A 26,586-nucleotide genomic window follows, 5' to 3' on the forward strand; every position below is an offset into this window, starting at 1 on the left:
GATCGGCCATCCGGCCCGCCGCACCTGATGTGAGTAGGGAGGTACTCATGCGGAGCGTCAGAGGCCTGTTTAGCCTTCGAGCATGTCGATCGAGCTCGCCGTCGCGCTGGGCGCGATCGCCACCAAGGCGGCCGTCACCGCGCTGCTCCAGCAGGGCGCGTGGGACGACGCGAACTGGGCGATCGTCGCGCACCAGGTGATCGACGCCGTGGTCGGCGTGCGGAACCGGCCCGACGCGGGGGTTCAGCGGATCGGCCAGCGGTTGGACGTGCTGGAGCGGCAGATCGCGGCGGTGGGGCGGAAGGTCGAACTGATCCCGGTACGGGAGTTCGACGAGCACATGGCCGCGGGGCGCCGGTATATGCGGGACCTACGGGACCAATGGCGCACCGCCTACGACCGGTACGCGCTCGTCGAGCGAGCACAGCACGAGTTCGTCCGTGCGTTCGGCATCGCAGAGAACATGAAGGACGCGTCCCGGCAGGCGCTGGCGGACACCGCCATCGCGGGCTGCTGGTTGTGGGTGCCCTCCATGCCTGACGTGATCAAGACCATCGGGCAGGCACGGCTGATCCTGGAACAGGAGTTGCTGTTCGGCGCGACCCTGCCCACCAGCTCGTACGCCGACGTGGTCAGGCTCTGCAGGGCGTACGGCGAGTGTCCCGCGTGGACCGGGAATCCCGTCGTACCGGCGAGCGGTCCGCCGACGCCCGGCGCCCGGGTGGCCGTCAGGGCCGAGTACAACCGGTGGACCAGATGCGCGGGCGTCGACATGCGGGTCAACCCGGCAGGCGACGACGGTGCTCGGCAGCGGGCGGTCACGACGCGCGGCGGGCCGGTGATTCCGGTCGTCACGGCTCCGGGCCCGCAGGAGCGGGTGACGATCGAGCTGCACAACAGGCGCGCCGACTGGATCTCGGTGTCGGTGACGGCGGACGCCGTCGTCGTACGGCTGCCGCAGCACAACAAGCTGCCGGGCCAGAACAGGGTGGCCCCGGGGAGCTCGGCCTCGCTGACTCTGCCTCGGCCGGGGTTCTCGGCGTCCTTCTCACCGTACGGAAGCCCTTCAGGCCTGCCGTCGGATCAGTACTTCGCGAGCCCGCGGAACGGCCTGGCCTCGAACACGTCGCCGATACCGCCGATCCCCGCCATCGGTTTCGTCCTGCCCCAGCGCTCCAGGCGGCTCCAGGCCGCACCGCCGCCCTCGACGCCGCGGATCCCCCCTCCCAGGCGGAACCAGAGAACGTCCTGGTGGCAATCCGCCCTGGACTGGGTCGAGGAAAACTGGTGACTCCGATTCCGCCGGTGCCATGACCGCCGGCCTCGGCGCCGGAGGGGCCTGAAGCGCAAAGCTCCGAGATGAAATTTTCATCTAGGCGGCGACGGCGGCCTCGGCCTTTTCCCTGGTCAAAACCGAAGGAATGGCCGCTCCCGGGCGAAGGGCCGTCGAGGAGAAGACAAGATCCTTGACACGCTTCATGACTTCCTATTTGCTCCGGTTCACCACCACTTCCAGTCGCCCGTTAGAGAGGAGCACTTGGCCGCCCCCGTCACTGTTAGCGTTAACAAACCGTGGCCTCAAAAACACACGGCAATGCGCCATGCCGACGCTGACGGACATCTGAACTCGCCCTGCTCTTCCGCAGCAGGGAAGGGGCGAGCACGCACACGCCGACGATGGTCGGTCACCGCGCCGCTCCGGGTCGACTGACGGTGGGCTCACCTGGCGTTTGAATCCGTCCGGCAAGGCTGCCCGGCCGGCATGCAGGCCGGACGCGGACGCCCCACCGGACGAAAAAAACAAATGGCTTCCCTATCGACACACGTCCATTTTCGAATGGCAAGGGAGTTGCGGGAAATTGAGACAGAAATCCATTTTCGCCGCTGTCGCGGCGGCCGCGCTTCTCGTTCTGGCGACGGGACAGGCGGCGCTGAGCGACAGCCTTGGCACGGCCAAGTCGTCCTCGGCCACCGCCGTCGCGGCGGCGACCGCCGGATGCGGTAAGACCCCGACGCTCAGAAGCGGTTCACAGACAATCACCACCAGCGGCAAGAATCGTAGCTGGATCCTGAGGATTCCCGACAACTACGACAACACCCGCCCCTACCGGTTGATCATCGCGTACCACTGGCTGAACGGCACCGCCCAGATCGTCGACTCGGGCGGCTCGGACGGGGCCGTCTGGGCCTACTACGGGCTCAAGCAGGTCTCCAACAACAGCACGATCTTCATCGCGCCGCAGGGCATCAACAACGGCTGGGGCAACAGCAACGGTGAGGACCTGACCTTCACCGACGACATGCTGAAGCTTGTCGAGAGCAACCTCTGCGTCGACACGACGCAGCGCTTCGCCCTGGGGTGGAGCTACGGCGGCTCGATGAGCTTCGCGGTCGCGTGCGCCCGGCCGACGGTCTTCCGTGCCGTCGCGGTCTACTCCGGCGCGCAGCTCAGCGGGTGCAACGGCGGCACCCAGCCCGTCGCGTACATGGGCATCCACGGCACCCACGACTCGGTGCTCAACATCTCGCAGGGACGGGCGCTGCGCGACAGGTTCGTCTCGAACAACGGCTGCACGCCCCAGAGCCCGCGGGAACCCGCGCAGGGCAGCCTGACGCACATCATCACCGCCTACTCGGGATGCCGGGCCGGATACCCGGTCGTCTGGGCTGCGTTCGACGGGGACCACACCCCCTCTCCCAACGACGGGTCCACCTCCACCAGCGGCGCCAGGACCTGGACGACGGCTGAGGTGTGGAAGTTCTTCACCCAGTTCCAGTCCGGCCCGTCGCAGTCGCCCTCGGCTTCGCCGTCCCAGTCCCCGTCGCAGTCGCCCTCGCAGTCGCCGTCCCAGTCCCCGTCGCAGTCGCCGTCGCAGTCGCCGTCCCAGTCGCCCAGCAGCGGACCGGGCGCCTGCCGCGTCACCGCCACGGTCAACGCGTGGAACAACGGCCTGACCGAGAACCTCGCCATCACCAACACCGGCTCCTCCACCGTCAACGGCTGGTCGCTCGTCTTCACCCTCCCCGGCGGGCAGACCATCACCAGCGGGTGGAACGCCACCTACTCGCCCACCAGTGGCCAGGTCACCGCGAAGAACATGAGCTACAACGGCACGCTGGCGCCCGGAGCCACCACTGAGGTCGGCTTCCAGGCCACCCACACCGGCAACGCCGGCAAGCCCACCTCGTTCACCCTGAACGGAAGCCCCTGCACCGTCGCCTGATCGGCGAGGGTCACCGGGGGTGGCGCCCGGCCGGGCGCCACCCCCGGACGCGTCCGTGCGTACGGCCGCGAGGACGACGCGGTCCGGCGCGCGAGGCGCCGGAAGGGAGAGCCCACACGGGCTCTTCACACCTTGCGATGAGGTCACGAAGGCGGCCAGGCGGCCTCACGTTGGCTAGCCTCACCGCATGCCCCTCGCCTCGATCCCCAGCCCTGCCCAAGGGGTCTGGCATCTCGGATTCATCCCGATCCGGGCCTACGCGTTGTGCTTCGTCCTCGCGATCCTCTTCGGCGTCTGGCTCAGCGAACGGCGCTGGCGCGCCCGCGGCGGCGAGAAGGGCGTGATCAGCGACCTCGCGGTGCCCGCGGTGATCTTCGGGCTGGTCGGCGCCCGCCTCTACCACGTCATCACCGACTGGCAGACCTACTTCGGCCCGCGCGCGATCAAGGAGCCCTACCGGGCGCTGTTCGTCTGGGAAGGCGGGCTCAGCATCTGGGGCGCGGTCGCCCTGGGAGGCGTGGGCATGTGGCTGGCCTGCCGCCGCCGGGGGGTGCCCCTGGGCGCCGTGGCCGACACGGTCGCGCCCGCCATCGCGTTCGGGCAGGCGATCGCCCGCTGGGGCAACTGGTTCAACCAGGAGCTGTACGGCGGTCCGACCACGTTGCCGTGGGGCCTGGAGATCGACCAGGCCCACGGCGGCGAGCCAGGCGTGCTCTACCACCCGACGTTCCTGTACGAGTCGCTGTGGGACGCGGCGCTCGGTTTCGCACTGATCCTGGCCGGCAGGCGGTTCACGCTGCACCACGGCCGCCTGTTCGCCCTCTACGTCGCCGGCTACACGTTCGGGCGGTTCTGGATCGAGGGGCTGCGGATCGACCCCGTGGGCGGAGTGGACCACGCGGTGACGCTCCTCGGGCTGCGGATCAACCAGTGGACCTCGATAGTGCTGTTCATTGGCGCGCTGGTCTATCTCCGGGTGACGCGTGACAAGGACGGCGAACAGATCCCGGTGCCGGCCGCACAACAGGGCCGGCCCGCACAGGATTGAATCCCTGTAGCCGCCTCACGGCCTGATGCCTGCTGGGAACCCGGTCCAGCGCAGGCCGGGCGAAAGGTGGCTCATGTCGTTGAACATCACGATCGTGGGCGGCAGGCCGCGCCGGTACTCGATGACCGTCAGCGCGGTGTTGGCGCTGTTCAGCCCGAGCCACCGGGACGGCGGCGCGTCCATCGCGTGCCGCACCAGCCACGCGATCGGGTAGGCGTGTGTCACCAGGACCTCGTTCACGTCGGGCCGGGTCCCTTTCGTGCCCGGATCGGGGACCTTCGCGAACCTGGCGACCAGGGCCTCGGCGAGCCTCCGGCCCGAAGCCGCCTCGGTGTCGTCGTAGCCGTCGAAGAAGCCCGCCCAGGAGGCAGGCGTCTCGGCCGCGCCGGGAACGTAGGGCACGTGGTCGACGAGTTCGGCGGCCTCGGCCACGGGCACGTCCGGTAGGTGACGGGCGATCTCGTGCGCGCTCGCCACGGCACGGGGCAGCGGAGAGTGCCACACGGCGTCGACCGGCAGGCCCGCGAGCCGTTCGCCCAGCAGGCCCGCCTGCCGGCGCCCGATGTCGGTGAGTTTCCCGAACGCGTCGGCCGCGCCGTGACGTGCCAGGTAGAGGCGTCGGATCGGCATCGGGATGCCTGCGTTCCGGTCGGCTTGGCGCTGCCCGGTCACGCGTTCGCCGCCGTGACGGTGCCGTTGGTGCCGTCGACGGTGACGACGGTGTCGTCGCGGAGCCTGCTCGTCGCGTCCGGGATGCCGAGGACGGCGGGGATGGCGTGCTCCCGCGCGACGATCGCGGCGTGCGAGAGCACGCCTCCGGTCTCGGTGACGACGCCGGCGGCGATGCGCAGCAACGGCGTCCAGGCGGGGTCGGTGAAGGGGCAGACGAGGATGTCGCCCGGGCGTACGCGCGCGAAGTCGCCGGGACCGCGGACGATCCTCGCGGTGCCGGTCGCGGTCCCGCGACTGCCCGGCGTTCCGGTGAGCGTGGCGGACGGGATGCCGGAGACGCGGGAACGCGCTGCCGACGGTGGGAGTGCGGCGGTGACCGGCCGTGCCTGCAGAACCCAGGCGCGGCCGTCGGCGATCGCCCACTCGATGTCCTGCGGTCCACCGAGTACGGCGGCGATCCGTCTGCCCAGCGCGGCCAGCCGCGTGGCGGTCGCGTCGCCGACCGCCGGCCGGTTCCGGGCAGCGGCGGGCACGTCCTCGACCACGAGCCGCGCGCCGCGCCGGTCGAGGCGCTGCCGCTTGTCCGCGATGGTACGGGTGACCGACCCGTCCGCGGCGACGAGGTAGGCGTCAGGGGTGACCCTGCCCTCGACGATGCTCGGGCCGAGGCCCCAGGACGCCTCGATCCGGGTCGCCTCGCCGGAGTCCGCGGGGGTGAACATGACCCCGGACGCCTCGGCGTCCAGATGGCGTTGGACGATGACGGCCATCAGAAGATCGTCGGAGGGATGGCCGGCACGGCCGGAGGCGGCCCGGTAGGCGACGGCACGCGGGGAGAACAGCGAGGCCCAGCAGGCACGTACGGCCTTGGCGACCTCGTCGGCTCCGTGCACGGCGAGGAAGCTCTCGTGCTGACCGGCCGCCGACGCCTGCCCGGTGTCCTCCTTCGCCGCCGACGACCGCACCGCCACGGGCGGATCGCCGATCTCGCCGAGCGCGCGTCCCAGCGCGTCGATCACGGCGGCGTGGACGGGGCGGGCCTCGATCGTCCGCCGGGCCGCGGCGACGCCCTCCGGCTCGCCGGCGAGCCGCCCGAGGTCCAGGTCGCGGACAGCGGCGAGGTAGGCGGCGAACGGGACGACGAAGCCGTTGGGCACCGGCAGACCCGCGCGGAGCAACGCACCGAGCGCGCCGGCCTTCCCCCCGCAGGTATCGGCGACGGCCTTCACGAGGGGCACGATCATCCGCCCGCCCTTCAACGTTTCATTGACAACAATTTGTTGATTGTGCATTGTGAGACCCATGCACCGCAAGGACGACATGGCGCACGGCGCGCACGCCGACCACGTACAGGCCCAGCGTGAGCGGGACGCGCGTGAGCATCTTCTGCGCCTGGGCGCGGACACGCTCGACGCCCGTCCGTGGCGACCCCCGCCCGCCCCGCCGTCGGCGGTCGACCTCGTGCAGTTCGCCGTCTGGCGCAACGCCGACCTGGACCCGGAGGACGTCCTGAGCGCGCTCGCCCTCCTGCCCGCGGCACGAGCCGAGGTCGAAGGACTCGAATCCGCCCTGCTGTTCATCGCCCGCGGCGCGGGACTGACCTGGGCGCAGATGGCGCAGGTGATGGGGTTCAACTCCCCGCAGGCGTGCCAGCAGCACTACACCCGCCTGACGGCGCGACAGGACGCCGAGTCGTGACGCGCGACTCCACGCCCGGCCTCCTGGTCCTGCACGCCGTGCGCGTCACCGGGTTCGCCGACACTCCCGTGATCGCCCGCCGGTACGGGCTCGACGCCGTCACGACGGAGCAGGTGCTGCGCGACGCCGAGGCACGCGGCTGGGTCGAGCACACCGCCTTCGCCGGCACCGAAGGCTGGTCGTTGACCGAACCGGGCCGGACCGAGAACGAGCGGCAGCTCGCGGCCGAGCTCACCCGCGCCGGCGCCGCAGACGAGGTCCGCGACGTCTACCGCACGTTCCTCCCGCTGAACGCCCTCCTGCTGCAAGCCTGCACCGACTGGCAGCTCCGGCCCACCGCCGGCGATCGGCTCGCCGTCAACGACCACTCCGATCCCACCTGGGACGCCGGAGTGCTCCATGAGCTCGCCTGCGTCGAGCGGGCGCTCACGCCACTCGCGGACCGGCTCGGTCGCGTCCTCACGCGGTTCCGCGGATATGACACGCGATTCACCGCGGCCCTGGCGCGTGCCCGGGCGGGGGACGGCGCCTGGGTCGACCAGACCGGCCTGGACTCCTGCCATCGGGTCTGGTTCGAGCTCCACGAAGACCTCATCGCCACGCTCGGCCTCGACCGGCACGCGCAACCCTGACCCGCCGTCCCGGCTTAATACGCGGACGGCAACTGCAATACTTTCACACCCGTTTTTCCACTCTTGACACTTCCACGGCAGCCGCCACAATGACTGGTGTCGTCGCGAGTTGCGCCCTCTCGACGTGGACCATATTCCGTGGTTTTCGGGTCGAGACGTGGGAGTTCACACATGCACTCAGCATTTCGGCGTGCGTTCATGGCGGCGGTCATCGCCGCCGCGGCGATTCTCGTGCCGACGGGGCCCGCGTCCGCGGGGATCTGGCAGCTCACCGACGGGTTCGAACCGTCGACGAATCCGGCGTCCCGATGGACCTTCACCGCGAACGGGGGGTGCAGCGGGCCGGTGTTCGGCAGCGCGTCGAACACGCCGCGTACGGGGAGCGGCATGGCCGCCATGTCGGCCTTCACGAAGGGCGACTGGTGCGCGCTCGGGCGGACCATCAACCTCACGCCGGTGAGCGTTCATCCCGGGGCACGATGCACCGCCGGCGTCTACACGGACCTGTGGGGCGAGTGGGCCCAGTTCAACCTTGAGGTGATCGACCCCGACACGTGGACGTACATCGCGCTGAAGTCGATCACCCAGGACTGGGTCCACGGCTGGGAGCTCCAGACGGTGAGCTGGACGGCGCAACGCTCCGACGTCGTGCTGCGCTTCGCCGTCGTGCAGCGGGAGCCGTACTGGCACGCCGCGGAGATCGATCTCGACGACGTAGTGGTGCAGTGCGCCTACTGATCGGCTGAGCCGGCCGGGCCGTCCGGCCCGGCCGGTGCTAGCGGTCCGGGTCGTGGATGACCGCCCACTTGTCACCGCGCTTGAAGTAGATCATCTCCGTGCTGACGTAGAGGGTGGTGGACGCCTTGCGGTCGTTCCGCATCCAGAGCCTGCCGGCCCGTGCCGTGGCGAGATCGTAGATCACTGAGGCCTTGCGCCCCTGCTTGTCGGTCTGGCTCAGGGTGACGAAGCGGTCGGCCACGATCGACCGGGGGTTGTCGCCCGGCAGGTCCAGAACCCGGCTGCCGTCCCGGCGGATCGCCTGGCTGTCGGTGACGCACCAGGTCACATGGCACACCGCCTGCGCTGGGTCGTCGAGCCGCTCCCCGGTGCTCAGGTTGAGCAGATTCACCATGGCCCCCGGACCGTCGAGGGGACGCCCCGCCCAGGGCCAGGAGAAGAGACGCAACCCCTTCGTGCCCGGGACGGGCGACGGCTTGCCACCCGTCACCGGAACCTGGTTGACGCCCCCCGACCTGGTCGACGACCAGAAGATCCTGCCGTCTCCGACGGCCAGGTCCACACCGTAGATGGTGTCCCCGTTCGCCTCGTCCACTTCCAGCTCGGCCGGGAACGTCACCACTTCGAGGGGTGTTCCCCCGGTCGCCGGAATCGCCATTATGCGAATGTTCCGGCCCACGTATTCGAACCAGACGATAAATCCATCGCCCGCCGCCGGCGAGTCCACCGGCGCGATGGGATAGCCGACGACGGTCAGGCGACGAAAGGTCCGCGATTCCAGGTGATAAATCCACAGTTCAGGCGCGGGATCGTAGCCCTTCTTCGCCACGTACCCGAGCATGGTGCGTGGATCGACGAACAGCTTCGGCGTGAAGGCCTCACCGTTGGGCGCCTCCCGCGGGACCTCCGCGACCACCGAAGGCAGCGCCTGTTCCAGCGGCGGTGCGATCTTCTCCACGATCCGCGGTTCGTGGATCCGTGGTTCGTGCAGGCGCGGTGCGGGCGTGGCCGTGACGGCGGGTGACGGGTGGGGAGCCCGCCATGTCAGGGCTGCCGCCGCCCAGATCACCAGACAGGTGGCCATCGCGGTCGCCGGCACCAGCCCACGGCGTCCGCGCCGGGTCCGCCCCTCGGTCACCTGGCGCAGCAGATCCGGCGGCGTGGCCGGGATCCGCGCCTCCGCGCGCGCGAACGTACGGCGCAGCGCCTCTTCGACGTCGTTCATCGCAGGCTCCTTAGCGGGGTGACGGTCTCACGCAGCTTGCCGAGGGCGCGGGACGCCTGGCTCCGTACGGTCCCGGGAGAGATGCCGAGGATCTCCGCGATCTCGGCGTCCGACCGGTCCTCGTAGTAGCGCAGGACCAGTACGGCACGCTGCCTCTTGGGCAGTCTGGCCAGTTCGCCCCAGAGGTCCAGCGGGGGCTCCGCCACCGGTTGCGGCTGTTCGGGCACCTCCCATGCCAGGTGTTCACGCCTGCGCCGTCTCCATACGGAGATGTGCAGCCGGGTGATCGTGGTTCTCACGTAGCTCTCCGGGTTGTGCTTGCGCCGCACGCGCGGCCATGAGCCGCGCAGCCGTACCATCGCCTCCTGAACGAGGTCGGCGGCGTCGTGCGGGTTGCCGGTGAGCATGTAGGCGTAGCGGAACAACGCGTCGATCCGCTCGGCGGCGAAGTCCGCGAAATCCGGCGCGTCATCCACGGGCGGGAGTCCTCTCGTCCATCCCGGCTGAGACGCATCAGAACCCCGATATGTTGCATCATCTGGAATCCGCCCAAGCGGGGCAGGCCCGTACGCCGGGAAAGGCGGGCCGCACCTGCAGGGGGCGCGTCCTCGTAAGTAGTGCCGGATCGGCTGAATGAGTAGTGCCTGCTCTACCTGCACAGGCGCCCATTGCCGATGCTGAGGGCGCAAGAGTCGGTTCCCGATCGGGAGGAGGCACCGAGATGACGGTGCAGGACATGGCCAAGCAGGTACTGGAGATCTCCGACGGCGAGGGGCGGGAACTGCTCGAGGAGTGGGCCGCCGTGGAGAACGCCACGTTCACGGCCTACGCGAGCAGGTACCTCACCGCCTTCATGCACCCGTGCGCCAAGACGCACTGCTGAGGTCGTAGCGGAATTCAGATCCACCTGAATCCGGGCGGGTGGGTCGGCGGGATCCCCGCCGGCCCACCCGCGTTTCGCGAACGGAGCCGATGATGGCGAAACCCGGCGTTCCCCTCCTGTTGAGAAGGCAGACGTTCAAGGCCGAACTGTCCGCGCAGTCCCTCGATTTCCAGTCGCTCGTGGGCCGGCCCGCACGATATGACGACGGCTGCATGCCGTGCGTCATGATCACCACGCGTGCCGACGACCGCGAGGCCGACTACATCTCCCTGCGTCTGGCGGCGGCGGGGATACCCCTGCTGAGAATCGACAGCGACCGTTGCGCGGGAGCCGAGCTGGTCTGGGACGTCTTCCGCGGGATCGTGAGCGTGGGAGGTGAACGGTTCCGGCCCAGGGTCTTCTGGTCGCGGTACTTCTCGGCGAGTTCCATCAACGCCCCAGCGCCGGACGGAATCGCTCACTATGTGCGGGAGCAGTGGGGCGCGTGGGCGGAAAGCATGCAGCCGCCCATGGACGTCGTCATGGTCAACCGCCTGACCGGACGGTGGCAGCCGAGCCGGATAGCGCAACTCGCGGCGGCGCGGAAAGCGGGACTGCGGGTCCCCGCCAGCGTGGTCACCACGTGTCCGGGCCTCGCACCAGATCTGATCCCGGGATCTGGTGATCTGGTGATGAAAAGCCTGGGCGAGCATCTGATCGAGGAGACTCCTGGCAATGCGATCGGGTTGTTCCCCCGGAGAGTGAGCCGGGCCGAGTTGTCGGACGACCGGACGGTGGAGTCCGCCCCGGTGTTGGTCCAGGAGTTCGTGCCGTCCAGCGGGGAGCTGCGGATCAATTGGGCCGACGGTGAATTCGTCGCTTTTCGTCTGGACAAGCGGTCCATGGATGTCGAACGGCTGGACGTCTCCGAGGTGTCGATCGAGCGGGTCCCGATGCCGCCCGAGCTGACCGGGCCGCTCACCCTGCTCTGCGAGCAGTGGAATCTACAGCTGGCGGCTTTCGACCTTCTCGACACACCGTGGGGATATGTGTTCCTCGAGGTGAATCCCGCGTTCGACTGGTTGTGGCTGGAAAATCACGTCGAGGGAAGGCCCGTCTCGTCGGCCGTGTGCGATTTCCTGATCAACGCCTTCGAGGAGGTCTCGTCATGAGGGTGCGGGTCGCCGAGCACGCGGTGCTCTACTGGGACGACGGGAGGTTGGTCTGGGACGACTACCTCCATCAGCAGCAGTTCGCCCTGACCGAGGACAGCTCGCGCGTACTGTGGTGGTTCGGGAAGTGGCGCGAGCTGCGCAGCATCGAACGGTTTGACGCCGCGCTCGTCCCGATCGCGGAGCGGCTGCTGGAGGCCGGGCTCCTCATCGCCGAGGGCTCCGACCGGCATGAGCGGCAGAACGAGCTCAAAAACCGATGGGGAGTGTGGGGGCCACCGGCCGCTTACTACCATTTCGCGACTCGTGCACGGTCCGGCAGCAGGATCCTGACCGCCGGAGAGGACAAGGCCAGAACTCGTGAGAAGGTCGGCGCCTCTCCCGCCCCGCCGCCGTTCAAGCCGACCGCCGGCCGACCGCTGATCGCGCTCCGCAAGCAGCGGCCGAGTGATGCCGGCTGGCCCCACCCGCGCCTGATGGACGCCCTGTGGACACGGCGCTCGACACGGGCCTATCTCGACAAGCCCGTCGCTCTCGACGACCTGGCGGGCATCCTGACGGCCGCCGGCGGCATCATCGCCTTCCGCGACGATCCGGAGTTCGGCCACAACGTCTTCAAGGCCAGCCCTTCGGCCGGGGCACGTGACCCCATCGAGATCTACCTGTACGCGGGCAACGTGGAGGGTGGTCTCGAACCGGCGATATACCACTTCTCGCCATCGGCCCACGGGGTGACGCGGATGGGGGACGCGCCCTCCCCCAAGAGGCTGGTGTCGGCGCTGGGCGGCCAGGCCTGGCTGGCCGCGGCTCCCGTACTGCTCATCTACACGGCGATGATCGAGCGAAGCCAGTGGCGCTACGAGGCCGCTCGTGCCTACCGGGACATCTCGCTCGGACTCGGTCACGTCAGCCAGACCGTGCTGCTGACCGCGACGGCCATGGGCCTGGGCGCCGTCTTCGCCACGGCCGTCCGCGACGAGGAACTCGAAGAGTTCATCGGCTGTGACCATATGTCCGAGATAGTGCTCGGCGTCACCGCACTCGGCCATCCCCGCGGTTCGACACCGTCGATCCCCGACGACACGGCTCTGTGACCGGCAGGTCCCTCGGGAAAGGGCCGCGCGGGGTGAGCCGCGGAGCACGGCCACGCGTACGCAGGGCCGGCCGGTCCGGGGGAATCCGAGCATGGACCTGATGCCGAGGCTGCCGCGATCCGCCTGGATGACGCTCGTCTCACACGCCTTGTCCGCAGTGGGCACCGGCATGACCATGCCCTTCCTGATCGTTTATCTCCACGACGTGCGCGGGATCGCCATCGGAACAGCCGGGCTGGCGGCGGCCACGGTGGGCGTCGGCGCCCTGATGACCAACCTCGCGGGAGGTATGGCGATCGACCGTTTCGGCGCGCGTGCCGCCCTGATCGGCGGATGGTCGGTCGCCGCGGCCGGGACAGCGTTCATCGCCGTCGTGGGGGCACCGTGGCAGGCCTTCGCCGCCGCGGCCCTGGCCGGGGTGGGCGGAGCTGTGGCGTCTCCCGCCCAGGATGCCCTGCTGGCGCGACTGGCGCCCCGGACTCGTGCCTCGGCTTTCGCGGTCCGGTACGCGATCACCAATGCCGGCGTGACCGCCGGGGGCCTCCTCGCGGCCGTCCTCGTCTCAGGCGGACGGCCGGCGTCCTTTTTCCTGCTCTACTGCCTGGACGCCGGCACCTACATCCTTGCCGCCGTTCTCGTGGCGTGCATCGCCGTACCGCCGCCCGCGGAACCGTCCCGGCCCCGCCCGGAACCACGCCGGCGTCTCGGCGAGGGTTACCGCGAGGTGGCGGGGGATCGCCTGTTCCGGAGGATCTGGGTCTTGACCGTGCTCCTGGTCCTGGCCGGCTACACTCCCCTGATCTCGGTGTTCCCGGTGTACGTCACCGAGTCGGCCGGGCTCGGCCCGCACGTCGTGAGCATCGCCTTCGTCGCCAACGCCCTGACTGTGGCCCTCGCCCAGCTGGCCGCGCTCCGGCTGCTCCGCGGCTGTCGCCGCACCAGCGTGATCATCGCCGCGTGCGGCTGGTGGGCCACCGCCTCGTGCCTGACACTCGCCACCGGCCGGCTCGGCACCGGCTTGACGATCGCCGCCTGCGTCCTCGCGGCCGTGATGGTCGGAATCGGCGAGACCATGCTGTCCCCGGCCCTTCTGCCTATGATCAACGATCTCGCCCCCGAGCCCCTGTCCGGCCGCTACAACGCCGCGACGTCCCTTGCCTTCACGGTCGGATTCACCCTCGGGCCCGCGCTGGCCGGGTTGATGCTCCAGCACGGTCTGGGCGCTCATCTGATCATCGGATCGATCGTCATGTCCGGCCTGGCCGCGATCCTCGCTCACCGGCTGGCCCTCCGGCTGCCCGCATCCGCGAACAGGATGACGCAGGCTCCGCCCGCCACACCCCAGGTGTCCGCGCTGTAGGGAACCTCAACCCGCCCGGCCCGCCGTGCTGTGTGCCCGCGGTCGTCACAAACGGCATCACTACCGATGTGCGGTTTTTCGCACCTTCCCCTCCCCCGCCGTCCGCTCCCGTCGGACAATCAGGAGGCGTCTCCGGCCGGCCCCGCCGACGCGGCCGGCTCCCGTACAACGCGCCCTATTGTCCAGCGGAAGGAGAAAGCTGCGGTGTCGACGGCTGAGATGGTGCCGAGACGATGGTCCTTGGTAGGCCGTGAACCGGAGCGGAAGGCGTTCACGACTGTCCTCGATGAAACCGGTTACAACGGTTTCCTCCTCTTCGGGGAGCCCGGCGTCGGCAAGACACGGCTGGCGGAGGAATGCCTCGCCGTCGCCGTCGGCCGGGGACACGCCGTGGGTCGCGCGGTCGCGACCGGCGCGGCGGCCCAGATCCCCCTCGGGGCGATAGCCCATCTGCTGCCGGACGGCGTGGACCTGTCGGATCCCGTCGCGGGCTTCGCGACGGCGGTCCGGCTCATGTCGCGGGCCTACAGCGCAACGGCCCGCCTCGTCCTGCTCATCGATGATCTGCACCTGCTCGACACCGCCTCGGCCCTGCTGCTGCGCCAGCTCATGGAGACCGGCGCCGTCTTCCTGGTGGGCACGGTGCGCTCCGACGCCTCGTCCGAAGAGAGCGTCGTGACGCTCGGGCGGGGCGATGCCGTCCATCACGCCGACCTCGCACCGCTGACCTGGCGGGAGGTGCACGAGCTCCTCCAGTGCGCCCTGGCCGGGCACGTCCACCGCGAGACCGTCGACCGATTACACGCCGCGAGCGGGGGCAATCCGCTCTATCTGAGCGAGCTGGTACGCGGTGCGCTGGCCGAAGGCCGGCTGACGAACGATGGGGAGATCTGGCAGCTGGCCACCACCGAGCTCCTTCCGGTCACCCGCCGCCTCACCGATCTGATCCGCCACCGGCTCGCGACGGTGGCGCCGTGCGGCCGTCGCCTCCTCGACGTCCTCGCGCTGTGCGGCCCGGTGTCCGTAGCCGACCTGGAAAGCGACCCCGGCACCCACGCCCTCGACGAGCTGGAGCGAGCCGAACTCGTCACCGTCGTACGGGAGGGACGGCGCACGTACGCCTGCCTGGCACACCCTCTCTACGCGGAGGTGCTGCCCGCGGGCATCACCGAGGGGTGGCGCCGGGAGATCCTGCGCGAGCAGGCGAACAGGCTGGAGCGGACCGGCTCGCGCCGCCGGGAGGACGCCATGCGCCTGGCCTCCTACCGGCTCGCCGGCACCGGCACCGCCGATCCGGCCCTCCTCCTTCAGGCCGCCCGGCTCGCCGCGTACGGCGACGACCATGCCCGGGCGCTCGTCTTCCTCCGGGCGATTCCCGAGCAGGCCCTCACCTTCCCGGCGCTGCTCCTGCTCGGCCGTACGTTGTCGGAAGCGGGCCGGCCGCAGGAGGCCGAGGAGGTGCTGTGCCGGGCCGACAAGTGTGCCGCCACAGAGAGCCGCGCGCTCGCGGTGGCGCTGGCGCGCACCCACAATCTCATCTGGTGCCGCGGTGCGAGCCGCGAGGAGGCCGTCGCCGCGAACGACGCGGCGCGCGACCGCGTCACGAGCGCCGCCGGGCTGTGGGCGCTGCGGGTGAACGAAGCCAACATGCTCTCCAGCCTGGGCCACCACACCGAGAGCCTCGGCCTGCTCGACGGCATGCCTGACGGGGAACCACCGCCGGAAGACATCGCGGGCGTGGCGGCCTGGACGGCCGCCGCCGCGACGAGGTCCAGCGCGCTGTCCTTTCTCGGCCGGAGTGAGGAGGCGGTGCGGTGGGCCGAACGCGCCGTGGCCCTGTGTGCCAGGGCGGGGGCGGAGGGCAGAAGCCGCAGCCCGCATGAGGCGGCCGCGCGGTCCGCCCTCGTCCTGGCCCTGACCGAGAGCGGGCGCCTGGAGGAAGCACGCGTCACCGCGGAGCGCGCCTACACCGATCCGGGTGCGGCACCGACCGGGTGGCAGCGTACGCTCCTGGTCTTTCCACTCGCCCGCAACGCCTTGATGGCCGGCCGTCCCGCCTCGGCGCGTCGGTGGTACGCGGAAATCGCGCGCGACACCCGCCCCCAGGCAGTGGTCATCCGTCCGCTCGCGCTCGCCGGGCTCGCCGCGGCCGCGGCCCTGCAGGGTGACGTGCGCGCGGCGGAGGCCGCCCTCGCCGAGCACGCCGGCCTCGCGGCGCCGGTGCACGTGCCCGAGGAACGGCTCGGCGAGGCGTGGACGCACGTCGCGCGGGGAGACCAGGAGGCGGCCAGGACGGTGCTCAGGGCGGCGGCGACCGAGGCCCGCGAGCGGGGGCAGTTCTCCTCCGAGACCGTGCTCCTTACGGACCTCGCGCGGCTCGGCGTCGCGGCGGAGGCGGCGGGCCGTCTCGCGGAGCTCGCGAGGACCGGAGGGCCCTTCACCGCCGCCCGGGCACGGCTGGCGACCGCGCTGGCCACTGGTGACCAGGGCGGCTTGACAGCAGTGGCTGGAGACCTGGACCGGATGGGGGCGAGCCTGCTCGCGGCGGAGGCGGCGAGCGCCGCGGCGGAGCTGTGGCGCCGTTCCGGCAACCCCAGGCAGGCCTCCGCCGCGGCCGCGCGGGCGGCCGCCAGCGCGGCCCTGTGCGAGGGCGCGCGCACGCCCATGCTCCAGGCGGCCGACGCGGCCGTACCGCTCACCGCCAGGGAAAGGGAGGTCGCGATCCTGGCCTCCGAGGGGATGCCGAGCAAGGACATCGCGGCCAAGCTGACGATCTCCGTCAGGACCGTGGACAACCACCTGCAGCGCGTCTACGCGAAGCTGGGCGTCTCGAACCGCCGGGAACTGGCCGGCTGGCTCCGCCGCACGACGGCCTGACCCTGGAAGGGGATTCCGCTGTGGGACTGCCGGGGCGGAGCCCCCGCCTGGGGGTGTGGGGCGGGAGTCCCAATGAGGGCGGCCCGAGCGGAGCCACGAATCCGGCTACGGGCCACACCCCGATGGGTGCGGCCCACAGTCCGGTGGATCAGGCCCTCGCCGGCGCTCCGGCCGGCGGGATACGCGCCGCGATCTGCTCGCGGGCGTGCGCGCAGTCCGCGAACCTGTGCGGGCAGGCGAGGGCGTGCTCGATCAGGTCCTTGGCCGCACGCGCCCTCGCCATGCGCTGCTCCAGTTCGACGACGTGGCGGCGCAACAGGTCCCGGTGGTCCATCGGATCAGGAGCGGACAGCACGGCGCTCAGCTCACGCAGCCCGAGACCGGCCTCCTTACCCATCAATATCAGCGCCACTCGCACCAGCGCGTCCTGCCCGTAACGGCGCTGACCGCCGGCACGCCGAGCGGGTTCGATCAGGCCCATGCTCTCCCAGTGCCGCAGCACATGCGTGGCCAGGCCGAACCGCTCTGCCAGCTCCCCTATGGTCAGTTCCCCACTTGACTTCATGCGTACATTAACCAGCACCGTTGGCCGCATGCTCAAGCAAACGATCGCGGTCACGAAGGTGCTGGTCCCGGTGCGCGACGCCCACGGGCGCGATCCGCTCTCGGCGTTGTTCCGCACCACAGGCACCGCCTCGGACGCGATCGCCCTGGGTGGAACGGATCTGACGGTGGTGGACCTGCCCACGGGCGAGCGCTGGGAGTGGGCGCGATGATCTGGATCCTCAGTCCTCGCCGGGACGGATGAGTCCGCTCTCGTACGCGAAGGCGATGGCCTGTGCGCGGTCGCGCAGCCCGAGCTTGTCCAGCACCCTGCCCAGATGCGTCTTCACGGTGGTCTCCCCGAGGTAGAGCCGAGCGGCGATCTCCGAGTTCGACAGTCCCCGGCCGACGAGGGCGAACACCTCGGCCTCCCGGCCGGTGAGCCGGTCCAGCGCCGAGTGCCGGGGCTGCGGCGCCGGTGCCCTCGTGTACCCGCCGATCACCGACGGAACCACCGCCGGATCGAGCAGGCCGCGCCCGGCGGCCACCTCGCGCAGTGCCTCCAGCAACTGCTCGGGGGGCGACACCTTGAGCAGGAAGCCCGCGACCCCGGCGCGGAGCGCCCCGTCCACGATGGCCTCCTCGTCCAGCGTGGTCAGCACCAGCACCTTGATCTCGGGATGCGCCGCAGTGATCGCGCGGGCGGCCGCGATCCCGTCGAGGCCGGGCATGCGGGCGTCCATGAGCACCACGTCGGGTCCGATCGTCGCGGCCATCCGCACCGCCTCGTCGCCGTCGGCCGCCTCTCCGACGACGTCCATGTCCGGCTCCTCGGAGATCAGCATGCGCAGGCCGGCCCGCATGATCGCCTCGTCGTCGGCCAGCAGCACCCGGATCATCGTGTCCCCTCCGCGAGCGGGAAGCGCGCGTACACCTCGAAGCCGCCCTCGGCACGCGGCCCGGCCCGCAACTCCCCACCGAACATGCCCACCCGTTCGCGCATCCCCACCAGGCCGTGCCCGCCGCCGGGCCCCGGTCCGAGCGCGGTGGCACCCCGCCCGTCGTCCACCACCCGGACGCTGACTCCGGCCGGCTCGTATGTCACGGTCACCGTCGCGACCGCCGCCTCCGCGTGGCGCAACACGTTCGTCAACGCCTCCTGAACGATCCGGTACGCGGACATGTCAACACCAAGCGGCAACGAGGCCGGCGTACCGGACACTGTGGACGTGGCCTGGAGCCCTGCCGAACGCACCTCCTTCACGAGGTCGTCGATCCTCCGCAGAGACGGAGGCGGAGCCAGCCGGTCGGCCTCGTCGGGACGCAGGAGGTGGACCACCCGGCGCAACTCGGTGACGGAACGCCGGCCGAGCTCCTCCACCTGCGACAGCGCGTCGTGCTCGACCGGCCGGTCGGCCAACCGGCGCCGTACCACCCCTGCCTGCATGGTCATCACGCTGACCGTGTGCGCCACCGCGTCGTGCAGCTCGCGGGAGATCCGGGCACGTTCCTCGGCCACCGCCGCCCGCGCCCGCGCCTCCCGCTCGGCGGCCAGCTCCGCGGCGAGCGCGGCCAACTGGCGAGAGCGCGACTGCTCCCGCCGCAGCAACGTGCCGAGAACCCAGGCGGCCCCGACCAGCGCGCCGAAGAAGACGAACTCCCAAGGCCCTTCGCCACCCCAGACCAGCGCGACCGCCGGAACCATGGCGGCACACACCGACGCGGTGAGGGAAAGACGAGGTTCGGCCCGGTAGGCCGCGTGAACCACGAGCACCAGTTCGGCGATGAGCTGGGCCCCGCCCACTCCTTCCGCACCGGTCAGGATCGCGTACGGGAACGACAGCATCGCCACGGACATCGCGGTGATCGGATAACGCGCCGCGAGTGGAAAGCAGATCACCAGCACCAGGCCGAGCCCGGCGGTGGTGAGCCGGTCACCGGCGCCGCGCGGGTCGCCGTACACCTCGACCAACGCGAGGACGGCGAACAACGCACCCGCCACAGTGCCCGCGAGCAGCCGTCTCCGGCGGCTCCATGGTGTTCCCACGCCCGCTCCCCTCGTCGTCGGCACACCGACGGTAACGAAAGGGGCCGACCCTCGGATCAGACGTGAGAAGGACGGCAGAAGGCCGCGGGTCGTCTCCGGAGAGGACCCGGCAGCCGACGGGGTGACCTGGGATCGCATCTGGGACGGCCCGCTAGGCCGATCCGGCCGGCAGGTGCGCGCTCATAGCGTTACGGCAGCTCAAGAGACAGCCGAAAGGACACCCCATGGACGCCACGTCCGCCGCCTCCGCTCCGCTGCGCCGCCTCGGCGGCCTCGCGCTCGTACTCGCCCCCGTCCTGATGTTCGGCGGCATGCTCACCTCACCGCCGCAGGAGGATGACTCCTCCGCAGGGTATCTGGCCTCGTTGGCCGCCGACCACGGGCTGTCGCTGCTTTCGGCGAACCTGCTCCACTACGCCTGGGTGCTCATCGCGCTCGGCGTACCGGCGACCCTGACGCTGCTCCGCGGCCCGAGGGGCCGGAACCTGACGGCCACCGGCGTGGCACTGTCCATGTTCGGCGCCATCCAGATGTCCGGCATGCTGCTGTCCGACTGGTTCACCGCCACCATGCCGAACGTGGTGCCTCTCGCCGACGCGGTGAAGGTGTTCGACACCGTCACGGCCGACCCGACCCTCGCCGTGTGGCGACTCACCGGAATCCTGTGCGGCGTCGCCATGCTCCCGCTGCTTCTGGCCGGGCTCGCCCGAGCGGGAGTGGTCGGCTGGTGGACAGTGCCGGTGATCCTGCTGCCGTTCGTGGCAGCCGCGACGCTACCCCCGGTCGTGGGGGCTGTGGTGGCCCTGGCCTGCTACGCGCCGCTGGTGCTTGTGGGGGTGCGGCTCCTGCGCCGCTCAGCCAGGGACGTGGTCCGGGCCGAGGCACTGGCCGCGCCGGCCCCGGCCGCTTGACCGAAACGAGGAGCCGACGCCGCCCAGGCGCCGGCTCCTCATGTTTCCACCTGCTACAGCTCCGTTCCGCATACTGGTGATCACAGGTGCCGGCCGAGCAGGTTCCAGTGCAGGCAGAACCAGAGGAGGGCGAGCAGCCCCGCCAGTACGACCACCTGGTGGACGCGGGCCAGGACGCCCACGCCCCGCCAGGCCCTCACGGTGGTGGCGAGCGCGGCGACGGTGAGGGCGAGGACCAGCAGCGGCAATGCCAGGAGGACCTGGACGTCGGCCGGCACGCCGTACAGGATGCTCGTGTCGCCGGTCAGGACCAGCGTGAACAGCACCACGAACACCAGTCCGACCGCGGCGGCGAGCCCGGTCAGGAGACGCCCGGCACGCCAGAGACGCGGAACGGGACGCTTCTTGGCCCGGCGGACCACAGCGGCCACCGGCAGGCCGAGCACGGCGGTCAGGGCGGTGACGGCGAACAGCAGGACGATGACGACGTTGACCGGCGGGGTGTCCCACCAGGGGACGCGTTGGTAGGCGGGGCCGTCCGTGGCCACGTACGCGACACCGCTCGCGCCGGTCACCAGCGCCAACCGCTGCGTGCCGCCGTCCTGCTGATACAGCCCGGGCCGCAGCGGGCTCCACGTCGAGCCCCTGAAGGTGAGCTTCCCGCCCTCCACCCGCAGCCGGGTGGAACCGGTCAGGGCGACCACCTTCTCGATGCTGGACTCGGCGGACCGGGTGAGCTTGTAGAAGCCCTCGACAGGCGCGACGGAAGCACCGCCGTCGGGCACGGCGCGCCTGCCGGGCAGGAAGCGGTCGAAGAAGGCAGGAATGATCTTGGTCATGGCGTCGGCCCCGTCCAGACTGTTCGTGGAGACGAACAGGCCGAGGTCGGCGTCGGGCACCAGCAGCAACGCGCTCTGGAAGCCCTCCCAGCCGCCGTCGTGCATGATCACGCGATGCCCGTTGAGCGTCTGCTCCTTGAACCCGTGGGCGTACCCGTCGATGCGCGGATCGGCCGCGAACGTCCGCCGGTGCATGAGCCGGGCCGTCGGCTCGTCGAGGATGCGCCGGCCGCCGAAGCGTCCGTCCAGCAGGTGGGCGATCATGAAGTGGGCCATGTCGTTCGCGGTGGCACTGATCGACCCGTCGGGGGCGAGGTTGTCGAAGACGAACGGCTTGCGCCGATACGCCCCGCCCTCGTAGTCGTAGCTGCGCGCCAGATCCGTGGCCAAGGGGGCGGGGACGGGCTCGGCGGCCGTGCTGTGACGCATCGCGAGCGGGGCGAGGATGTGGTCGCGCACGTACTCGTCATACGGCTGCCCGCTCACCCGCGACACGATGTATCCGGCCAGCGCCGCCCCATAGTTCGAGTACGCCGACACCTCGCCGGGCGGGCGCACCCGCGCGGGCATGTTGTCGGCGAGATAGTCCGCCAGGGGCGGCACGTCGTCCTTGCTCCGCGATCCCACGCCGATCGTGCGGTCCTCGAACCCGGCCGTGTGGTCCATCAGGTCCTGCAGTGTGATCGGCCGGGGGTAGGTCGCGGGGATCCGGAACGCGGTGAGGTAGCGGTTCACGTCCGCCTTCAGGTCCAGCTTGCCCCGCTGCACCTGCTGCATCACCGCGGTCCAGGTGAACAGCTTGGTGATCGAGGCGATCCGGACCATCGAGGTGTCCGGGTCGAAGGGCCTGCGGTTCTCGACGTCGGCCAGTCCGTATCCCTTGCTGAAGAGCGTCTTCCCACCGCCCACCACCGAGACGACCGCGCCCGGCACGTGATTGGCCGCCAGCCCGTCCGCCATCGCGGCGTCGAAGAAGTCCGCCAGCGCGCGCCCGTCCGGAAGATCGGTGACTGCCGCGGCAGTGGAGGCGACGCAGGGCGGCACGAGGATCATCAGTGCCGCGCACACCGCGACGAGCATCGAACGGAAGAGATACACGGGACGGCTCCTGACCTTGTCGAGGCCATCCACGATGCGGCCGGCGAGGGTGCGGCCACATCGCCATCGCGGCCACAGGCGTCTCCGACGAAAGTCGGAGACCGTCCGGCGTACGGCATCGACGCCGGTATGAGGTGGCGCGCCGCCGCCCTGGCTACGCTGAAGCGATGCTGTCGTACCGCGCGGCGCTGCGGCGGGTGGCCGCGCTCGGGCCACACGCGATCGGCGCGGCCTCCGTGGCGCTCTCCCTGTTCCTCACCGTCCTGGCGGTCAAGACGCCGTGGGCGCCGCTGCCACGACCCGTCATCGCCGCCGCCGGGCTGGCGGGCACGGCTGCGGTGTGGTTCCGGGGCCGGTGGCCGGTCGCGGTGGCCGTCGCCGGGGCGGGCGCGTACGTGCTGTCGGGCAATCCGGGACCACTGCTGATCAGCCTGTTCTCCGGCGCGGGCACGCGTTTCCTGGCTCTGGCGGCGATCGGCATGGCGGGGTTCCTGGCCCAGCAGTGGGTGGACGGCGGCACGTTGGGCACGGACGCGCTGATCTCGGCGGTGACCGCCACCGGGGTCACGCTGACGGCAGGGGCGTACGTCACCACCCGCCGCGAGCTGACCCGATCGCTTCGCGAGCGCGCCGAACGCGCCGAGACCGAGCAGCGTCTGCGCAACGAGCAGGCCAGGTCCGCTGAGCGCGGCCGGATCGCCCGGGAGATGCACGACGTGCTCGCGCACAAGGTAACGCTCATCTCGCTGCACGCCGGCGGCCTGGAGGTGAACGCGAGCGCGGGGCCGGAGCGCGTCGAGCGGGAGGCGGCGCTGATCAGGGTCAGCGCGCAGGAGGCGCTCGAAGAGCTGCGCAAGATCCTTGGCGTGCTGCGCGCCGGGCCCGACGATGACGACGGCTTCCCCGACCTGCGGCGGCTGGTGGACTCCTGGGTATCGGCCGGCGGGACCGTCACCCTGCACGGCGATATCGGCACGTGGCCACCGGAAACGGCCAGGGCCGCGCATCGCCTCGTCCAGGAGGGGCTGACAAATGCGCACAAGCACGCCCGTGGGGCCCCGGTCACGGTCACGGCGACCGGGAACAGGGAAGACGGCGTCACGATCGCGGTCACGAACGGACGATCGGCCCAGCCGAGTCTGGAGACCGGCGCCGGGGTCGGTCTGGAGGGCCTGGCGGAGCGTTTCCGGCTGATCGGCGGAACGGTGCGCGGCGGGCCGGACGATGCGGGAGGCTGGCGTCTTGAGGGCCGGCTGCCGTGGCACGCCGCGGACGCGTTCCCAAGGGAATCACATGATCAGGACACTGCTGGTTGACGACGAGTCGCTGATCCGCGCGGGACTGCGGTTCATCATCGAGTCCGCGCCCGACGTGGAGGTCGTGGGCGAGGCCGAGGACGGCAACCAGGCCGTCGACGCGGTCCGCCGCCTGGGGCCCGACGTCGTCCTGATGGACGTCAGGATGCCCCGCTACGACGGCCTGGCCGCCACGGGGGCCATCCGCCGGCTCGCCCGGCCACCCGCGGTGATCATCTTGACCACCTTCGACAGCGACGAGCACGTCTTCACCGCCCTGGAGGCGGGAGCCTGCGGGTTCCTGCTCAAGGACACCTCGCCGCACGACCTGATCCGGGCGATCCGTCTCGCGCACGGCGGCGACTCGATGCTGTCCCCGCGGGTAACTCGGCGGCTGATCCACCGGCTCACCACCGACCAGCCCATCCGGCGCCGCCGTGACGCGCTCGCCCGGCTGGAGACCCTGACCGGCCGCGAGCGCGAGGTGCTCACGGAGGTCGGGCTCGGCCACTCCAACACCGAGATCGCAGCCCGCCTGAACATGAGCGAGGCCACGGTCAAGAGCCACATCTCCCACCTGTTCGACAAGCTCGCTGTCACGAATCGCGTACAGGTGGCCATCGCCGCCTACCGCGCCGGCCTGGTCGACTGAGCCCCTGTTGTTCCTGCGGAAGCGCCGCGTGCGACGGCGTACTCGGTGAACCGGCCGCAGGTGTCGAATCCGAGGCGGCGGTAGACGGGCTCACCGTCCGGAGAAGCCTGCAGGACCGCGGTGCGACAGCCCTCGTCGTACGCGGTGTGCAAGGTGGCCAGGGTGATGGCGCCGCCGTAGCCGCGTCGGCGGTCCGTCGCGAGGGTCGCGATGTTGTAGATCCCGGCGATTCCCCCGTGGAAGAAGACCTCGGCCGAGCAGACCGGGCGGCCGCTCACGTAGCCGACCAGATACCGGGCGGGGCAGCCGGGCGCAAGGGCCCACTCGGCGGCGTCGGTGAAGAACCGGCGCACCGTCGCGGCCGGCGGGTCCCAGTTCGCGGCCAGGACCATCGCGTAGTCGGCGAGCCGCTCCGGAGTCGTCACCAGGCGGATGTCCAGGTCATCGGCGTGCGGCTGCGGCAGGGCGGCATGCAGGTCCTTCCACATGCCCGTCTCGGCCTCGGCCGCCCGCAGACCGGCGTCCATCAGGAGCGAGGCGAGGTCTGGTGGTGTGGAGGCGGGGCCGACCCACCAGGAGAAGGGGCGACCGGTTGCGGCCAGCGCACGGACGGTCTCCTCCACCCGCGCGGGGGCGGTGTCCGCGGTGAAACGCGCCGCCGCGACGATGTTGAAAGTGTCGTCGTCAAGCCCGCTGTCGGCGATCAGGAGGTCGTCCGTCTCCGTGACGGTCGAGCGATCCATGCGACGGTGCAGGTGGCATGCATGCTCGGCAAGGTTCTGCTCCATCCTGACCAGCAGATCAGGATCGCCGGGAATCTGTGGTTTCGCCTCATTCACGTAGATCATCACATCATGCCGGATTGTGACTCGGGCGCTGTTTTCACGCCGCGATCGGGTGACGAAGGCCCGGGCCGCCCGTCCACGCCGACGGACGATGCTGCTGTTCGGCATTCGCCCGCGAGCGTGGATCCGCCCCGAGAGGGCGGCTGATAAGCCAGGGTGGACGTGTGAAGGACGACGGGCTCTACACGATCGGCCAGGTGGCGCGGCTCGCCGGGGTGCCGGTGCCGACGGTCCGGTACTACTCCGACGAAGGGCTGGTACCTCCAGCCGGTCGGTCGGCCGGCGGCTACCGCCTCTACGATCACGACGCCCTGGACCGGCTGGAACTCGTCCGTACGCTGCGAGATCTCGGCGTCGAGATCGCGACGATCACACGGGTGCTCGCCGACACGCAGACTCTGGCCGAGGTCGCCGACGGGCAGATCGCGGCCATGGAGGACCAGATCCAGACCTTGCGGGTCCGCCAGGCGGTGTTGCGCTACGCCACCACCCGCCGTACCGGCACGGCCGGAATCGCCCGCGTGAACCGGCTCGCCCGGCTACCGGCGGAGCGGCGCCGGCAGCTGGTGGCCGATCTCGTGGCCGAAGCGACGCGCGGGCTCGACATGGAGCCCGCGTTCGCCGCGCACCTGCGCTCGATGCTGCCCGACCTGCCCGATGACCCATCGGCCGAGCAGTTCGACGCGTGGCTGGAGCTGGCGCACCTGGTCGGCGACCCCCACTTCCGGGAGAGCGTACGCGAGGCGTTCGAGCGACACGCGACGGACCGTTCCTCCGGCGCCGAGCACGGCGACCACGAGAGCTGGGCGCGGGCCGAGCAGGCCGCGCTGGACCTCGTCGGCCGCGCCCTGGCCGACGGGATTCCGCCGGTCTCCGCCCTGGCCCGGCCCATCGTGAACGAGCTGGTCGCCGTCTTCGCCCAGGCCCACCGGCGGTCCGACGACGCCGGGTTCCGGCTCTGGCTCGCCGAGCGGATCCGCATCGGGGCCGACCCTCGGGTCTCCCGATACTGGCAACTGCTGGCCGTGATCAACGGTACGCCCCCGAAACCCGATCCGGTCCCTGCGGCCCGCTGGTTCCTCGCCGCACTCGACCCCCGCGTACCCGGCCTCTAGGGAACGGGATGGTGCCGGAGCGCCTGGGTGAACCAGTCGAACGCCGGCGCCAGGCTCGGCGGCACCGGCCAACCGTTGATCGTGTGCAGCAGGGCGAAGTACCGCTCCGTACGGGGATCATTGGCGATCTCCAGCCGAGTCAGCAGCTTCCGGCGGTATTCGGCACTGTCGGGATGGCCGAATGTCGCGGTGTATCCGGCGATCAACTCCACCAGCACCTTTCGCGCCGCCTGCGAACCCGGCTCGACCCCGTCCGCCTGCGCCTGCCGCACCCGTTCCCGGACCAGCTCGGTCACCTCGTGATGCAGACCGGTCTGATCCCCGGCCGCCCTCTCGGCCGCCTGATGCTCGGCCATCCTGCGGACCCTGGCCCTGAAGTCGGCGTCGCGGACCAGCTCGGACAGCTCCGCCCAGGCGCCCAGCTGCTCAGGGCTGGGATCGGCGGGCATCTCGGGCACCACCGTACGCAGCATGGCGACGAAGTCCGGGCTGGCGTCCAGATCACCGAAAGTCTCGTCGATGAAGTCGTTGATGAGGCGCTTGCCATCCTCAGCGGACGGCGTCACGTATCGCGGCATGGAATGCGCTCTCCCGGAGTCGGATCGGATGGGTCGCGGACGGCGGAAACGAACAACGCGC

26 protein-coding genes are annotated in these 26,586 nt (G+C 70.7%); 16 read left to right on the forward strand and 10 right to left on the reverse strand.

The window, feature by feature from the left end; genetic code table 11:
- Positions 1-82: 82 nt before the first annotated feature.
- From FED44_RS01095 to lgt, 3 genes are all read left to right on the forward strand, one after another.
- Positions 83-1,291: a hypothetical protein gene (locus FED44_RS01095; RefSeq protein WP_138459461.1), complete on the forward strand. Its 1,209-nt coding sequence runs from the start codon at positions 83-85 to the stop codon at positions 1,289-1,291.
- A 568-nt stretch (positions 1,292-1,859) separates the two neighbouring features.
- On the forward strand, positions 1,860-3,224 hold the full coding sequence (locus tag FED44_RS36995) for a CE1 family esterase (RefSeq protein ID WP_138459462.1): 1,365 nt from the start codon (positions 1,860-1,862) through the stop codon (positions 3,222-3,224).
- Between the two features lie 187 nt (positions 3,225-3,411).
- The gene (gene lgt, locus FED44_RS01105) at positions 3,412-4,272 is read left to right on the forward strand and encodes a prolipoprotein diacylglyceryl transferase (RefSeq protein WP_111700583.1); all 861 of its coding nucleotides are present in this window, start codon (positions 3,412-3,414) and stop codon (positions 4,270-4,272) included.
- Between the two features lie 15 nt (positions 4,273-4,287).
- Here the strand turns inward: lgt and FED44_RS01110 are convergent, their stop codons facing one another.
- Both FED44_RS01110 and FED44_RS01115 read right to left on the reverse strand, forming a co-directional pair.
- Positions 4,288-4,902 (reverse strand): histidine phosphatase family protein, encoded by a 615-nt coding sequence (locus tag FED44_RS01110; RefSeq protein ID WP_138459463.1) that lies wholly within the window; start codon positions 4,900-4,902, stop codon positions 4,288-4,290.
- Positions 4,903-4,940: 38 nt separating this feature from the next.
- Complete coding sequence (locus FED44_RS01115) at positions 4,941-6,188, reverse strand: PEP/pyruvate-binding domain-containing protein (protein ID WP_138459464.1); 1,248 nt, start codon at positions 6,186-6,188, stop codon at positions 4,941-4,943.
- A 58-nt stretch (positions 6,189-6,246) separates the two neighbouring features.
- Here FED44_RS01115 and FED44_RS01120 point away from each other — a divergent pair, with 58 nt between their 5' ends.
- The 3 genes from FED44_RS01120 (at position 6,247) to FED44_RS01130 (ending at position 8,012) form a co-directional block, all read left to right on the forward strand.
- On the forward strand, positions 6,247-6,642 hold the full coding sequence (locus FED44_RS01120; RefSeq protein ID WP_111700581.1) for a DNA-binding protein: 396 nt from the start codon (positions 6,247-6,249) through the stop codon (positions 6,640-6,642).
- Entirely contained in the window at positions 6,639-7,274 is a 636-nt protein-coding gene (locus FED44_RS01125; RefSeq protein ID WP_138459465.1) for a transcriptional regulator, read from the forward strand. The genes FED44_RS01120 and FED44_RS01125 overlap by 4 nt, the downstream gene beginning before the upstream one ends.
- Positions 7,275-7,445: 171 nt before the next feature.
- Complete coding sequence (locus FED44_RS01130) at positions 7,446-8,012, forward strand: hypothetical protein (protein WP_138459466.1); 567 nt, start codon at positions 7,446-7,448, stop codon at positions 8,010-8,012.
- Positions 8,013-8,049: 37 nt separating this feature from the next.
- On the opposite strand, the gene FED44_RS01135 is transcribed toward FED44_RS01130, so the two are convergent.
- Both FED44_RS01135 and FED44_RS01140 read right to left on the reverse strand, forming a co-directional pair.
- Positions 8,050-9,237, reverse strand: a complete 1,188-nt coding sequence (locus tag FED44_RS01135; RefSeq protein ID WP_138459467.1) for a TolB-like translocation protein — start codon at positions 9,235-9,237, stop codon at positions 8,050-8,052.
- Positions 9,234-9,713, reverse strand: a complete 480-nt coding sequence (locus FED44_RS01140; RefSeq protein WP_138459468.1) for a SigE family RNA polymerase sigma factor — start codon at positions 9,711-9,713, stop codon at positions 9,234-9,236. The genes FED44_RS01135 and FED44_RS01140 overlap by 4 nt, the downstream gene beginning before the upstream one ends.
- 245 nt (positions 9,714-9,958) lie before the next feature.
- On the opposite strand from FED44_RS01140, the gene FED44_RS35535 reads away from it, so the two are divergent.
- The 5 genes from FED44_RS35535 to FED44_RS01160 all read left to right on the forward strand — a co-directional run bounded on the left by FED44_RS35535 (position 9,959) and on the right by FED44_RS01160 (position 16,602).
- Complete coding sequence (locus FED44_RS35535) at positions 9,959-10,120, forward strand: hypothetical protein (RefSeq protein ID WP_165900655.1); 162 nt, start codon at positions 9,959-9,961, stop codon at positions 10,118-10,120.
- Between the two features lie 92 nt (positions 10,121-10,212).
- Positions 10,213-11,271 carry an MvdC/MvdD family ATP grasp protein gene (locus FED44_RS01145; protein ID WP_138459469.1) on the forward strand — a complete coding sequence of 353 codons (1,059 nt, stop codon included), beginning with the start codon at positions 10,213-10,215 and terminating at the stop codon, positions 11,269-11,271.
- Entirely contained in the window at positions 11,268-12,365 is a 1,098-nt protein-coding gene (locus FED44_RS01150; protein ID WP_111700575.1) for a SagB/ThcOx family dehydrogenase, read from the forward strand. Before FED44_RS01145 ends, FED44_RS01150 begins: the two co-directional genes overlap by 4 nt.
- Before the next feature lie 91 nt (positions 12,366-12,456).
- Positions 12,457-13,725, forward strand: a complete 1,269-nt coding sequence (locus FED44_RS01155) for an MFS transporter (protein WP_138459470.1) — start codon at positions 12,457-12,459, stop codon at positions 13,723-13,725.
- A 204-nt stretch (positions 13,726-13,929) separates the two neighbouring features.
- Complete coding sequence (locus FED44_RS01160; RefSeq protein ID WP_208758783.1) at positions 13,930-16,602, forward strand: helix-turn-helix domain-containing protein; 2,673 nt, start codon at positions 13,930-13,932, stop codon at positions 16,600-16,602.
- A gap of 148 nt (positions 16,603-16,750) precedes the next feature.
- Here the strand turns inward: FED44_RS01160 and FED44_RS01165 are convergent, their stop codons facing one another.
- Entirely contained in the window at positions 16,751-17,167 is a 417-nt protein-coding gene (locus FED44_RS01165) for a MerR family transcriptional regulator (RefSeq protein ID WP_138459471.1), read from the reverse strand.
- 28 nt (positions 17,168-17,195) lie between these two features.
- Here FED44_RS01165 and FED44_RS01170 point away from each other — a divergent pair, with 28 nt between their 5' ends.
- The gene (locus FED44_RS01170; protein WP_111700571.1) at positions 17,196-17,378 is read left to right on the forward strand and encodes a hypothetical protein; all 183 of its coding nucleotides are present in this window, start codon (positions 17,196-17,198) and stop codon (positions 17,376-17,378) included.
- A gap of 9 nt (positions 17,379-17,387) precedes the next feature.
- On the opposite strand, the gene FED44_RS01175 is transcribed toward FED44_RS01170, so the two are convergent.
- Both FED44_RS01175 and FED44_RS01180 read right to left on the reverse strand, forming a co-directional pair.
- Positions 17,388-18,044 carry a response regulator gene (locus FED44_RS01175; RefSeq protein ID WP_111700570.1) on the reverse strand — a complete coding sequence of 219 codons (657 nt, stop codon included), beginning with the start codon at positions 18,042-18,044 and terminating at the stop codon, positions 17,388-17,390.
- Positions 18,041-19,192 carry a sensor histidine kinase gene (locus FED44_RS01180; protein WP_165900654.1) on the reverse strand — a complete coding sequence of 384 codons (1,152 nt, stop codon included), beginning with the start codon at positions 19,190-19,192 and terminating at the stop codon, positions 18,041-18,043. Before FED44_RS01180 ends, FED44_RS01175 begins: the two co-directional genes overlap by 4 nt.
- Positions 19,193-19,416: 224 nt before the next feature.
- On the opposite strand from FED44_RS01180, the gene FED44_RS01185 reads away from it, so the two are divergent.
- On the forward strand, positions 19,417-20,103 hold the full coding sequence (locus FED44_RS01185) for a hypothetical protein (protein ID WP_111700568.1): 687 nt from the start codon (positions 19,417-19,419) through the stop codon (positions 20,101-20,103).
- Between the two features lie 80 nt (positions 20,104-20,183).
- Here the strand turns inward: FED44_RS01185 and FED44_RS01190 are convergent, their stop codons facing one another.
- Positions 20,184-22,040: a serine hydrolase domain-containing protein gene (locus FED44_RS01190; protein ID WP_138459472.1), complete on the reverse strand. Its 1,857-nt coding sequence runs from the start codon at positions 22,038-22,040 to the stop codon at positions 20,184-20,186.
- A gap of 167 nt (positions 22,041-22,207) precedes the next feature.
- On the opposite strand from FED44_RS01190, the gene FED44_RS01195 reads away from it, so the two are divergent.
- Together FED44_RS01195 and FED44_RS01200 are read left to right on the forward strand one after the other, a co-directional pair.
- The gene (locus FED44_RS01195) at positions 22,208-23,356 is read left to right on the forward strand and encodes a sensor histidine kinase (RefSeq protein ID WP_138459473.1); all 1,149 of its coding nucleotides are present in this window, start codon (positions 22,208-22,210) and stop codon (positions 23,354-23,356) included.
- Positions 23,334-23,987, forward strand: coding sequence for a response regulator transcription factor (locus FED44_RS01200; protein ID WP_111700565.1), 654 nt, complete (start codon positions 23,334-23,336; stop codon positions 23,985-23,987). The genes FED44_RS01195 and FED44_RS01200 overlap by 23 nt, the downstream gene beginning before the upstream one ends.
- Here FED44_RS01200 and FED44_RS01205 read toward each other — a convergent pair.
- Complete coding sequence (locus FED44_RS01205; protein ID WP_208758784.1) at positions 23,963-24,835, reverse strand: GNAT family N-acetyltransferase; 873 nt, start codon at positions 24,833-24,835, stop codon at positions 23,963-23,965. The two genes, FED44_RS01200 and FED44_RS01205, sit on opposite strands and share 25 nt — an antisense overlap.
- Before the next feature lie 161 nt (positions 24,836-24,996).
- Here FED44_RS01205 and FED44_RS01210 point away from each other — a divergent pair, with 161 nt between their 5' ends.
- Entirely contained in the window at positions 24,997-25,947 is a 951-nt protein-coding gene (locus FED44_RS01210) for a MerR family transcriptional regulator (protein WP_111700564.1), read from the forward strand.
- Here FED44_RS01210 and FED44_RS01215 read toward each other — a convergent pair.
- Entirely contained in the window at positions 25,944-26,525 is a 582-nt protein-coding gene (locus FED44_RS01215) for a hypothetical protein (protein ID WP_138459475.1), read from the reverse strand. The genes FED44_RS01210 and FED44_RS01215 overlap by 4 nt on opposite strands.
- Positions 26,526-26,586 lie beyond the last annotated feature (61 nt).

The organism is Microbispora triticiradicis (assembly GCF_005864065.1).
Lineage (GTDB): Bacteria > Actinomycetota > Actinomycetes > Streptosporangiales > Streptosporangiaceae > Microbispora > Microbispora triticiradicis.